The sequence below is a fragment of the Paenirhodobacter ferrireducens genome (genome assembly GCF_004022265.1).
Lineage (GTDB): Bacteria > Pseudomonadota > Alphaproteobacteria > Rhodobacterales > Rhodobacteraceae > Rhodobacter > Rhodobacter ferrireducens.
In genome coordinates, this window is record NZ_SAVB01000004.1 from 126,066 (window position 1) to 137,528 (window position 11,463).

Below are 11,463 nucleotides of genomic sequence, written 5' to 3' on the forward strand. Positions count from 1 at the left end.
CTCATGACCAAGACCCTGCTTCTTGAAACCTCCATCAAGGGGCCGATGTCGGTCTCGCACAAGATCGCCCAGAAAGTGATTGCCAAGGTCGGCGGCGACGTGACCGTGCGCGACTGCACCACGATCCCGGCGATCGACGGCACCTGGATCGGCGCCGCCTACACCCCGGCCGAGAACCGCACCGACGCGCAGAAGGCCGCGCTTGCCCTCTCCGACGCGCTGATCGCCGAACTGAAGGCCGCCGACACCGTCGTCATCGGCTGCGGCGTCTACAACTTCGGCGTCACCGGCCCGCTCAAGCACTGGATCGACATGGTCTGCCGCGTCGGCGAGACCTTCCGCTACACCGAAGCCGGCCCCGAGGGCCTGGCCGGTGCCAAGCGCGTGATCGTGGCCTATTCCTCGGGCGGCGTGCCGGCCGGGTCGGGCTATGACTTCGCCACCCCCTACATCAAGCAGGTTCTGGGCTTCATCGGCATCACCGATGTGACCGTCGTCGCCGCCGAAGGCGTGGCGGTCGACGAGGCCGCGGCGCTCGCCCGCGCCGATGCGCAGATCGCAACGCTCGCCGCCTGATTCGGTCGCCGCGCCCCACCCGGCTTCGTGCTCTGCGCGGGATCGGGACGCGGTGGACCTGCCGGTTCTCCCAACCGGCTCGAGGCCCCTCGGTTGACTCCGGGGGGCTTTTCGCCTAGAAGGCCCCAGATTCCCCGGAGGCAGATTCCTCCGGTCCCCGCATGAGGCGGGGATCGCCACCAGTCAGCGCGTTGCGCCCACTGGTGCGCTTGTCGTTTGTCGTGCCGGCCTGCCGGTGCCCCGCATGGAGGTGGCCATGTTCGAGAATCTCTCCGAGCGCCTTGGCGGCGTCTTCGAGCGCCTGACGAAACAGGGCGCGCTCTCGGCCGACGACGTGCGCACCGCGCTGCGCGAGGTCCGCACCGCGCTGCTCGAGGCCGACGTGTCGCTGCCGGTGGTGCGCGACTTCGTCAAGCGCGTCGAGGGCAAGGCCACCGGCGCCGCGGTGACGAAATCGGTCACCCCCGGCCAGCAGGTGGTGAAGATCGTCCATGACGAGATCATCGCCATGCTGTCGGGCGAGGGCCCGGCCGATGCGCTGAAGATCGACAACCCTCCGGCGCCGATCCTGATGGTCGGTCTGCAGGGCTCGGGCAAGACCACCACCACCGCAAAACTCGCCCGCCGCCTGAAGGAGCGCGAGAAGAAGCGCGTGCTGATGGCCTCGCTCGACATCTACCGCCCGGCGGCAATGGAGCAGCTCGCCATCCTCGGCACCCAGATCGGCGTCGACACCCTGCCGATCGTGCAGGGCGAAAGCGCCGTGCAGATCGCCAAGCGCGCCAAGCAGCAGGCGACGCTCGGTGGCTATGACGTCTACCTGCTCGACACCGCGGGCCGCCTGCACATCGACGAAGTCCTGATGGGCGAGGTGCAGCAGGTCCGCGACGCGGTTTCCCCGCGCGAGACCCTTCTGGTCGTCGACGGCCTCACCGGCCAGGTCGCGGTCGAGGTCGCGCAGGAGTTCGAGGACAAGGTCGGCATCTCCGGCGTCGTGCTGACCCGGATGGACGGCGACGGCCGCGGCGGTGCGGCGCTGTCGATGCGCGCCGTGACCGGCAAGCCCATTCGCTTCGTCGGCCTCGGCGAGAAGATGGATGCGCTCGAGACCTTCGAGGCCGAGCGCATCGCCGGCCGCATCCTCGGCATGGGCGACATCGTCGCGCTCGTCGAGAAGGCCCAGGAGGTCTTCGAGAAGGAGCAGGCCGAACGCATGATGAAGCGGTTCCAGAAGGGCCTCTTCAACATGAACGACATGAAGTCCCAGCTCGAGCAGATGCTGAAGATGGGCGGCATGCAGGGCGTGATGCAGATGATGCCGGGCATGGGCAAGATGGCGAAGCAGGCCGAGGAAGCCGGCTTCTCCGACCGCGCCATCCGCCGCCAGATCGCGCTGATCAGCGCCATGACCAAGCAGGAACGCGCCCATCCCGAGATGCTGCAGGCCAGCCGCAAGAAGCGCATCGCCGCCGGCGCCGGCCTTGACGTGGCCGAGCTGAACCGGCTGCTGAAGATGCACCGGCAGATGGCCGACACGATGAAGAAGCTCGGCAAGATGGGCAAGGGCGGCATGCTGAAGCAGGCGATGGCCGCGATGCAGGGCAAAATGGGCGGGCTTCCCGACGCCGGCGACATGGACCCTGCGAAGATGGAAGAGGCGGCGAAGGCGCTTGGCCAGATGAAGGGCCTGCCGTCGATGCCGGGGCTTGGCGGCATGGGCCTGCCGGGCAGCCTGTCCGGGCTGATGGGCAAGAAGAAATGACGATCCTGCTCGACATCCCGGTGATCGAGACCGAGCGTCTGGTGCTGCGCGCGCCGGGCACGGACGACCTGCCCGCGATGTATGACTTCTACGATTCCGAACGCTCGCGCTTCGTCGGCGGCCCCTGCTCGCACGAGCAGGCCTGGCGCTCGCTCGCGATGGAGATCGGGCACTGGGCGCTGCGCGGCTATGGCCGCTGGAGCGTGGTCGAGAAGGCAAGCGGCGAGATCGTCGGCATGGTCGGCATCTTCAATCCCGAGGGCTGGTTCGGCCCGGAAATCGGCTGGGATCTCTACGAGGGCTTCGAGGGCCGCGGCTATGCGACCGAAGCCGGTCGCGCCGCCCGCGCCTATGCCTATGACACCCTCGGCATGTCGAGCGTGGTCAGCCTGACGCGGCTGGCGAACGAACAGTCGGCGCGCGTGGCACAGCGCCTTGGTGCGGTGCTCGAGGGCACCTTCCAGCACGAGCGCCACGGCATGATGAACGTCTGGCGTCACCCCTCGGCCGCCCAGCTGAAGGAGATGGCCGCATGACCGATGCCATCACCCGCGCCGCCGAACTGCTGAAGGGGCATCGCGCCTCGATCGACCGGCTCGACGCGATCCTCGTCTTCACCCTGGCCGAGCGGTTCAAGCACACGCAATCGGTGGGCCGGCTGAAGGCCGAGCACGCGCTGCCCCCCGCCGATCCCGCGCGCGAGGCGCAGCAGATCGCGCGGCTCGAAATGTTGGCGAAAGAGGCCGATCTCGACCCCGAATTCGCCAAGAAGTTCCTGACCTTCGTGATCTCGGAAGTGATCCGGCATCACGAGCAATTCCAGAAATGACGGGCATCTGCCCGCCCCCAGCCATCTGAAGGAGAGACACCCATGGCTATGAAGATCCGGCTCGCCCGCGGCGGCTCGAAGAAGCGCCCGCACTACGCGATCGTCGCCACCGACTCGCGCATGCCGCGTGACGGCCGCTTCCTCGAGAAGCTCGGCACCTACAATCCGCTGCTCGCCAAGGACAGCGAAGACCGCGTCAAGATGGACATGGAGCGCGTGCAGTACTGGCTCGCCCAGGGCGCCCAGCCGACCGACCGCGTGGCCCGCTTCCTGGAAGCCGCCGGCGTCGTCGCGAAGACCGAGCGCAAGAACATGAAGAAGGCCGAGCCCGGCGACAAGGCGAAGAAGCGCGCCGAGGAGAAGGCCGCCAAGGCTGCCGCTCCGGCCGAAGAATAATCTGGCCCAAGGCCCGATTTCGGCTAAGACAGGCGGGCCGGGCAGCGATGCCCGGCCCGTTGCACAAGGAGGCCCCCGATGACGAAAGAGGATCGCGTCTGTGTCGGCGCCATCGCCGGAGCCTTCGGCGTGAAGGGCGAGGCGCGGCTGAAGAGCTTTTGCTCGACCCCCGAGGACATCGCCACCTACGGGCCGCTCTGGCTCGAGGACGGCACGCGCAGCTTCACGGTCAAGCTGACGCGCCCGGTGACGGGCGGGCTGGGCGCGCGGCTGGCGGGGCTGGCGACCAAGGAAGAGGTCGACGCGCTGAAGGGTGCGACGCTCTGGGCCGACCGCGACCGCCTGCCCTCGCTGCCCGATGACGAATTCTACCACACCGACCTGATCGGCCTGCCGGTCTTCGACGCGGGCGGGGTGCAGATCGGCAAGGTCCGCGCGGTGCAGAACTTCGGCGCCGGCGACATCCTCGAGATCTTCGCGCCCGGGCGCAAGACGACGCTGATGCTGCCCTTCACCCGCGCCGTGGTGCCCACCGTCGATCTCAAGGCCGGCCGGATCATCGCCGACCCGCCCGAGGAACTGGAATGACGCGGCTGATCGTCCATCCGGGCTTTCACAAGACCGCAACGACGACCGTGCAGACCCAGCTGGCCGAGGCCCGCGCGGTGCTGGCGCCCGACTGGATGGTGCTTCTGCGCGACGATCTGCTGGATGCACCCGCCGCCGCACGGGCCTATTGCGGCCCGCGGTCGCCGCTTGATCTCGGCCTGTTTCAGGCCGCGATGGCCGATGTGCTGGAGGCCCAGCTCGGAGCGCCCGGGGTGGTGATCTCCTGCGAGGGGCTGTGCGGCCATATGCCCGGCCGCCCCGGGATCGAGGATTATTCCGCCGCGCCGGCACTGATGGCGGCCCTTGCCACGACTGCGCGCAAGATCTTCGGCGCCAGCCTCGATCTGCAATTCTATCTCTCGACCCGGTCGGCGCAGCCCTGGCTGGAAAGCGTGCATTGGCAGCATGTGCGCACCGGCACGCTCACCGAGGGGTGTGCGGAGTTCTGCGCCCGGATGGCCGGGGCGGCGGCGCTCGACACGATCGCCGCCGCGATTGCCGAGGCGACCTCGGCCCCGGTTCGGGCCGTGCCGATCGAGGTCTCGACGCTGATGGCACAGGGCCCGATCACGCCCCTGCTCGACCTGATGGGCCTGCCCGAGCCCGCCCGCAGCGGGTTCCGGGCGCAGGATCGGCGCAACGGCCGCCCCCGCCGCGCCGATCCGACGAAACTGGCGAACCGCCTCGCCCAGATCAACCGCCGCTTCCCGCCGGCAGAGGCGCGCAAACGCAAGGCCGCGGTGCTCGCCCCGGCCCCGAAGCCGGCATCGAAGGAAACGCCATGAGCGACGAGACCGACGCCCCCGACACCCCGCCCGCCCCCCGCCGCGTCGGCAAGGGCGCCGAGAAATACTCGACGAGCTATCTGGCCGAGGCCGAGGTGCCGGCGGACGTCCCCACCCGCGCGATCGGCCGGCGTCATGTCGTCACCTCGCTTGCCGGTGGCAAGCTGCGCCCGCGCGACCTGATGGAAGAACAGGCCGAACCCGCCGCCGGCTGGCGTGCGAAGGTCGTCACCCTCTTCCCCGAGGCCTTCCCGGGCGTTCTGGGCCTCAGCCTGACCGGCAAGGCGATGACCGAGCGGCTGTGGTCGCTCGAAACCATCGATCTGCGCCCCTTCGGCATCGGCAAGCACCGCAATGTCGACGACACGCCCGCCGGCGGTGGCGCGGGCATGGTGCTGCGCGCCGATGTGGTGGCGGCAGCGCTTGATACCGCGGCGGCGGGCACGCCCGCGGACCGCAAGAAATGGCCGGTGATCTTCATGAGCCCGCGCGGCAAGCCCTTCACCCAGGCCGACGCGCGCCGTTTCGCCGCGGCCGAGGGGATGACCATCCTGTGCGGCCGCTTCGAGGGCGTCGACGAGCGGGTGCTGGAGCATTACGCGATCGAGGAGGTCTCGATCGGCGATTTCGTCCTCACCGGCGGCGAGCTGGCGGCGCAGGTGATCCTCGACGCCATCGTGCGGCTGCGCCCGGGGGTGCTGGGCAATGCCGAAAGCGCGGTCGAGGAAAGTCATTCGAACGGGCTGCTGGAGCATCCGCAATACACCCGCCCTGCCGAATGGGAGGGGCGCACGATCCCCGAGGTGCTGACCTCGGGCAATCACAAGAAGATCGCCGAGTGGCGGCGCGCGATGAGCGAGGCGCTGACCAGGGCGCGGCGGCCCGACCTGTGGGAGAAGTTCGGCAAGTGATGCCACACGGCACGCGCGGGACCGGTCGCGCGGGGGCTCTGCCCCGCCGAGGTATTTGGGGCAAGATGAATGGGGGGCGTGCGCGCCCGATTTCCCGAGGGAGGACAGTATGAGCCCCATTCGATTGCAGCGCGGCCGGCTTTTCGATCACGTCCAGCTTGTGGTCCGCGACCTTGCGGCGAGTGCCGAGTTCTACAGGGCGGTTCTGGGCGAGCTCGGGATCGCGGTGACCGACACCGGCGCGGGCTGTTTCTTCGCCGATGAGCTGGTGGTGTCGGCGCTCGACAGTCCGACCGCCTCGGGCGTTCTGACCGGGCGCCAGCACCTGGCCTTCCAAGCGAAGGACCGCGCCACCGTCGATGCCTTCCACCGCACCGCCCTCGCCCATGGCGGGCGCGACAACGGCGCCCCCGGGCTGCGCCCCTACCATCCCGCATATTATGCGGCCTTCGTCCTCGATCCCGATGGCAACAACATCGAGGCGGTCTATCAGGGCGAAGCCCGACGCAGCGCGCCATCTGTGGTGATCGAGATCTGAGGCGGCAGTGGTCGCGCAACCCGGACGGGACGCGCCCCCCGCCACCACTTCCCCCTTGATCCGTTGGGCATTTGACCGTATGACGCGCCGGTCCGGACCGGAATCGGCCCACGGACCCTTTGCCCGTTGCCTGTGGCCGCCTGCTTCGGCGGTCGCGTGGGGCGCCGGGGGGAGGCTGAAAAAGACGAACGATCCTCCGGCGGGCGCGCCTTTCCAAAGGCCCGGACCCGATCGAAGACCGGAGCTCTCGGGCGCGACATCTTTGCGGGCTTACCGCAGGCAACGAAAGGACATGCGATGAACCTGATCGCGCAACTCGAGGCGGAACAGATCGCCGCCCTCGGCAAGACCATCCCGGATTTCAAGGCTGGCGACACCGTTCGCGTCGGCTTCAAGGTGACCGAAGGCACCCGCACCCGCGTGCAGATGTACGAAGGCGTCTGCATCTCGCGCAAGGGCGGCTCGACCCTCGCGGCCTCGTTCACCGTGCGCAAGATCTCCTTCGGCGAAGGCGTCGAGCGCGTGTTCCCGCTCTACTCGACCAACATCGACTCGATCGAGGTCGTCCGTCGCGGCCGTGTGCGTCGTGCGAAGCTGTACTACCTGCGTTCGCGTCGCGGCAAATCGGCCCGTATCGCCGAAGACACCACCTACAAAGCCAAGGCCTGAGGAGCGGACCGATGAAAGCCGAAATCCATCCCGAATACCACTTCATCACCGTCAAGATGACCGACGGCACCGAGTATCAGACCCGGTCGACCTGGGGCAAGGAAGGCGAAGTCATGTCGCTCGACATCGACCCGACCTCGCACCCGGCCTGGACCGGCGGCAACGCCCGTCTGATGGACACCGGCGGCCGCGTGTCGAAGTTCAAGAACAAGTACGCCGGTCTGGGCTTCTGAGCCCCGCCGCTTGCGGAACCGGAAAGGGCGCCCTTGCGGCGCCCTTTTTCATGGCCCCGGCGCGGGCAGCGGCGCCACGGCCCGGCACATTCGCCAACATCCCCTTGCGCCAGAGCGGAACCTTGGTTAGCCCGATTCTGACCATAAGCGCCCTGCCAGGCGCGTCAGAACCCGGGGGAAGAACGTGGCGCATATCATTGTGACCGGAAACGAGAAGGGCGGTTCCGGCAAGTCGACCACCTGCATGCATGTCGCCACGGCGCTGTGCCGGATGGGGCATCGGGTCGGGGCGCTCGACCTCGACATCCGCCAGCGCAGCTTCGGCCGCTATGTCGAGAACCGCCGCGCCTTCCTGGCCCGCGAGGGGCTCGACCTGCCCACCCCTGAATATCGCGATCTGCCCGAGGCCGAGTCCGAAAGTCTTGCGCCGGGCGAGAACCCCTATGACCACCGCCTCGCGGCCGCAGTGGCCGAGCTGGAACCCGAGTGCGATTTCATCCTGATCGACTGCCCCGGATCGCACACGCGGCTGAGCCAGGTGGCGCATTCGCTGGCCGACACGCTGATCACGCCGCTGAACGACAGCTTCATCGACTTCGACCTGCTGGCGCGGATCGACCCCGAGACCTCGAAGGTCCTGGGCCCCTCGATCTATTCGGAAATGGTCTGGTCGGCGCGGCAGCTGCGCGCGCGCGCCGGGCTGAAGCCGATCGACTGGATCGTGCTGCGTAACCGCGTCGGCGCACAGCAGATGCACAACAAGCGCAAGGTCGGTGCGGCGCTCGAACAGCTGTCGAAGCGCATCGGCTTCCGCGTGGCACCGGGCTTTTCCGAGCGCGTGATCTTCCGCGAGCTGTTCCCGCGCGGGCTCACGCTGCTGGATCTGCGCGACCTCGGCGTCGAGAACCTGAACATCTCGAACGTGGCGGCGCGGCAGGAGCTGCGCGAGCTGATGAAAGAGCTGCGGCTGCCCGGGGTCGAAGTCGACTTCTGAGCTCAGGCCGAAAGGCGGCCCGGGCGGAAGGGCGAGACCGGGGCGTGATGGATGAGCTTGCGGTGGCTCTGCCGGCCAAGCGCGGATAGCCGCGCCTCGAGGATCGCGTCCCCCTCTTCCTCGCGGCAGAGACCGAAGAGTTTCAACAGGCTGCGCATCGTCGTCCTCCAGCCATCCCGGGTGTTGCGGAAGTCAGACTCGGCCGTGATTGCGGCCGAATCTTGACCCGCTGACGGAGATCCGGAGGCTTTCGCGGCGGGCGGGCTCAGCCCCGGCCGAGCAGCGTGCAGATCCGGCGCGTGGCGAGTGCATAGCCCTCGATGCCGAGGCCCGCGATCACCCCCTCGGCGCGCAGCGAGACATAGGAGTGATGGCGGAAGGCCTCGCGCTTGTGCACGTTCGAGATATGCACCTCGATCACCGGCCCCTCATAGGCGTTCAGCGCGTCAAGCAGCGCGACCGAGGTATGGGTCCAGGCGGCCGGGTTGATGACGATGCCCGCCGCGGCGTGGCGCGCCTCGTGCACCCAGTCGATCATCTCGCCCTCGTGGTTGGTCTGGCGCAGCACCACCTTGAGCCCGCGCGGACCGGCCTCGGCGGCGCACAGCGCCTCGACATCGGCGAGCGTCTCGTGGCCATAGATCTGCGGCTCGCGCTGGCCGAGCAGGTTCAGGTTCGGCCCGTTCAGGATGAAGATCGTGTCGCTCATGCTTGCCTCCGTGGCCGCGCGCCGGCCCTGCCCCCTTCTGCGCCGGGACAGGGCCGCTTGCCAAGCCCTGCCGTTCAGCGCCGCTTCATCGCGTCCAGAAGCGCCGCTCCGAAAGCGCCGGTCGCGGCACCCGCGTTGCCCTTCGGCCCGGCGCTCATCGGCCCTTTCGGGCCCCGCCCCTTCGGCGCGCCCTGCGGCCCGCGCGCGGCGCGTTCCTCGCTCGCCGAGGCGCCGCCGTCCTTGCGCATGGTCAGCCCGATGCGCTTGCGCGCCACGTCGACCTCGGTCACCCGCACCCGCACCACGTCGCCCGCCTTCACCACTTCATGCGGGTCCTTCACGAAACGGTCGGCGAGCTGGCTGATATGGACCAGCCCGTCCTGATGCACGCCGATGTCGACGAAGGCGCCGAAGGCCGCGACGTTGGTCACCGTGCCCTCGAGCTGCATCCCCGACTTCAGGTCCTTGATGTCCTCGACACCGTCCGCGAAGGTCGCGGTGACGAAGCTCGGCCGCGGGTCGCGGCCGGGTTTCTCCAGCTCGCTCAGGATGTCGCGCACCGTGGGCAGGCCGAAGCTCGCATCGACGAAATCGGCCGCGTTCAGCCGCTTCAGCGCGGCGCTGTCGCCCATCAGGGCGCGGATGTCGCGGCCGCAGGCCTTCACGATCCGGCGCGCCACGTCATAGGCCTCGGGGTGCACCGCCGAGGCATCAAGCGGCTCATCGCCCTCGCGGATGCGCAGGAAGCCCGCGCATTGCTCAAAGGCGCGCGGCCCGAGGCGGCTGACCTTCAGCAGTTCCTTGCGCGAGCGGAAGGCGCCGTTCACGTCGCGATGCGCCACAATCGCCTCGGCCAGCCCCGGCCCGAGGCCCGAGACATGGGCCAGCAGCGGCGCCGAGGCGGTGTTGAGATCGACGCCCACGGCGTTCACCGCATCCTCGACCACACCTTCCAGCGCACGGCCCAGCTTCGACTGATCGACGTCGTGCTGATATTGCCCGACGCCGATCGACTTCGGCTCGATCTTCACCAGCTCGGCGAGCGGGTCCTGCAGCCGCCGCGCGATCGAGACCGCGCCGCGCAGGCTGACGTCGAGCCCGGGGAATTCCCGCGCGGCGAGTTCCGAGGCGGAATAGACCGAGGCGCCGGCCTCGGACACCACTACCTTCACCGGCGCCTTCACGCTGGCAGGTAGCAGCTTCAGCGTGTCGGCGACCAGCCGCTCGGTCTCGCGGCTGGCGGTGCCATTGCCGATCGCGATCAGCTCGACCCCATGCGCGGTGATCAGCCGCAGGATTGCCGCCTGGGCGCCGCGCACATCGTTCTTCGGCTGGAACGGATAGAGCGTGTCGGTGGCGACAAGCTTGCCGGTGGCATCGACGACCGCCGCCTTGACCCCGGTGCGGATGCCCGGGTCAAGACCGAGTGTCGCCTTCGAACCGGCGGGCGCGGCCAGCAGCAGATCCTTCAGGTTGCGCGAGAAGACGGCGATCGCCTCTTCCTGCGCCCGGCCGCGCATCTCGGCGGTCAGATCGAGCATCATCGACAGCGACAGCTTCACCCGCCAGGTCCAGCCCGCCACCGTGCGCAGCCAGACATCGCCCGGCGCCTGCGTGCGCGCATCGAGCACCGCGCCGACCATCGCGACGGCACGTTCCGCCCCCGCCTCGTCGGGCCCGATGTCGAGCGTCACCACCCCCTCGTTCGAGGCCCGCAGCAGCGCGAGCGCGCGGTGGCTCGGGATCGTCGCCCAATCCTCGGCATGGTCGAAGTAATCCGAGAATTTCGCGCCCTTCTCCTCCTGCCCGGCGACGACCTTCGCCGTCACCTTCGCCTCGCGCGACAGGAAGGCGCGCAACTCGCCCAGAAGGGTCGCGTTCTCGACCAAACCCTCGGCGACGATCTCGCGCGCGCCGGTCAGCGCGTCCTTCACCGTCGGCACCGCCTCGGTCACGAAGCCCTGCGCCAGCGCCTCGGGATCGGCACGACGATCGGCCAAGATCCCTTCCGCCAGGGGGGCGAGCCCGTTTTCCCGCGCGATCATCGCCTTGGTGCGGCGCTTCGGCTTGTAGGGCAGATAGATGTCCTCGAGCTCGGCCTTGGTGCCGGCGCCGGCCAGCGTGCGGGCCAGATCGTCGGTCATCTTGCCCTGCTCGGTGATGCTCGAGACGATGGCGGCGCGACGGGCCTCCATCTCGCGCAGATAGATCAGCCGGTCGGCCAGCTTGCGCAGCTGCGTGTCGTCGAGCCCGCCGGTCACTTCCTTGCGGTAGCGCGCGACGAAGGGCACCGTCGCGCCACCGTCCAGAAGCTCCGTCGCGGCGCGCACCTGCTCGGGGCGGGCGTCGATTTCGGCTGCGATGGTGCGGGCGATGCGGGCGGCTGTGTCCATGCTCTCCTCCGGGGTTTGGAGCGCCTTTCTAGCCCCGCCCCCGGCCGCCGCCAAGGGCG

15 protein-coding genes are annotated in these 11,463 nt (G+C 68.9%); 12 read left to right on the forward strand and 3 right to left on the reverse strand.

Annotation, left to right across the window (positions count from 1 at the left end; genetic code table 11):
• The first annotated feature begins 3 nt into the window (after positions 1–3).
• From EOW65_RS04390 to EOW65_RS04445, 12 genes are all read left to right on the forward strand, one after another.
• The gene (locus EOW65_RS04390; protein WP_128147782.1) at positions 4–576 is read left to right on the forward strand and encodes an FMN-dependent NADH-azoreductase; all 573 of its coding nucleotides are present in this window, start codon (positions 4–6) and stop codon (positions 574–576) included.
• A 256-nt stretch (positions 577–832) separates the two neighbouring features.
• Positions 833–2,338, forward strand: coding sequence for a signal recognition particle protein (gene ffh, locus EOW65_RS04395; protein ID WP_121533737.1), 1,506 nt, complete (start codon positions 833–835; stop codon positions 2,336–2,338).
• Positions 2,335–2,874, forward strand: coding sequence for a GNAT family N-acetyltransferase (locus tag EOW65_RS04400; RefSeq protein ID WP_128147783.1), 540 nt, complete (start codon positions 2,335–2,337; stop codon positions 2,872–2,874). Before ffh ends, EOW65_RS04400 begins: the two co-directional genes overlap by 4 nt.
• Positions 2,871–3,167 carry a chorismate mutase gene (locus tag EOW65_RS04405; protein WP_128147784.1) on the forward strand — a complete coding sequence of 99 codons (297 nt, stop codon included), beginning with the start codon at positions 2,871–2,873 and terminating at the stop codon, positions 3,165–3,167. Before EOW65_RS04400 ends, EOW65_RS04405 begins: the two co-directional genes overlap by 4 nt.
• A 42-nt stretch (positions 3,168–3,209) precedes the next feature.
• Positions 3,210–3,563 (forward strand): 30S ribosomal protein S16, encoded by a 354-nt coding sequence (gene rpsP / locus EOW65_RS04410; protein WP_113899889.1) that lies wholly within the window; start codon positions 3,210–3,212, stop codon positions 3,561–3,563.
• Positions 3,564–3,641: 78 nt separating this feature from the next.
• Positions 3,642–4,151: a ribosome maturation factor RimM gene (gene rimM, locus EOW65_RS04415; protein WP_128147785.1), complete on the forward strand. Its 510-nt coding sequence runs from the start codon at positions 3,642–3,644 to the stop codon at positions 4,149–4,151.
• Positions 4,148–4,957, forward strand: a complete 810-nt coding sequence (locus EOW65_RS04420) for a hypothetical protein (RefSeq protein WP_128147786.1) — start codon at positions 4,148–4,150, stop codon at positions 4,955–4,957. The genes rimM and EOW65_RS04420 overlap by 4 nt, the downstream gene beginning before the upstream one ends.
• A complete protein-coding gene (gene trmD / locus EOW65_RS04425; RefSeq protein ID WP_128147787.1) occupies positions 4,954–5,868 on the forward strand; it encodes a tRNA (guanosine(37)-N1)-methyltransferase TrmD in 915 nt (304 codons plus the stop codon). Before EOW65_RS04420 ends, trmD begins: the two co-directional genes overlap by 4 nt.
• Before the next feature lie 118 nt (positions 5,869–5,986).
• Positions 5,987–6,406: a VOC family protein gene (locus tag EOW65_RS04430; RefSeq protein ID WP_240664505.1), complete on the forward strand. Its 420-nt coding sequence runs from the start codon at positions 5,987–5,989 to the stop codon at positions 6,404–6,406.
• A gap of 297 nt (positions 6,407–6,703) precedes the next feature.
• Entirely contained in the window at positions 6,704–7,075 is a 372-nt protein-coding gene (gene rplS / locus EOW65_RS04435) for a 50S ribosomal protein L19 (protein WP_128147789.1), read from the forward strand.
• Positions 7,076–7,086: 11 nt separating this feature from the next.
• Positions 7,087–7,308, forward strand: a complete 222-nt coding sequence (rpmE, locus tag EOW65_RS04440; protein ID WP_121533559.1) for a 50S ribosomal protein L31 — start codon at positions 7,087–7,089, stop codon at positions 7,306–7,308.
• Positions 7,309–7,492: 184 nt separating this feature from the next.
• Positions 7,493–8,302, forward strand: a complete 810-nt coding sequence (locus EOW65_RS04445) for a division plane positioning ATPase MipZ (RefSeq protein ID WP_113899896.1) — start codon at positions 7,493–7,495, stop codon at positions 8,300–8,302.
• 2 nt (positions 8,303–8,304) lie between these two features.
• Here the strand turns inward: EOW65_RS04445 and EOW65_RS19915 are convergent, their stop codons facing one another.
• The 3 genes from EOW65_RS19915 to EOW65_RS04455 all read right to left on the reverse strand — a co-directional run bounded on the left by EOW65_RS19915 (position 8,305) and on the right by EOW65_RS04455 (position 11,404).
• Positions 8,305–8,460 carry a hypothetical protein gene (locus EOW65_RS19915; RefSeq protein WP_164879988.1) on the reverse strand — a complete coding sequence of 52 codons (156 nt, stop codon included), beginning with the start codon at positions 8,458–8,460 and terminating at the stop codon, positions 8,305–8,307.
• Positions 8,461–8,567: 107 nt separating this feature from the next.
• Positions 8,568–9,011: a type II 3-dehydroquinate dehydratase gene (gene aroQ, locus EOW65_RS04450; protein ID WP_128147790.1), complete on the reverse strand. Its 444-nt coding sequence runs from the start codon at positions 9,009–9,011 to the stop codon at positions 8,568–8,570.
• 74 nt (positions 9,012–9,085) lie between these two features.
• The gene (locus EOW65_RS04455; RefSeq protein WP_128147791.1) at positions 9,086–11,404 is read right to left on the reverse strand and encodes a Tex family protein; all 2,319 of its coding nucleotides are present in this window, start codon (positions 11,402–11,404) and stop codon (positions 9,086–9,088) included.
• Positions 11,405–11,463: the final 59 nt, after the last annotated feature.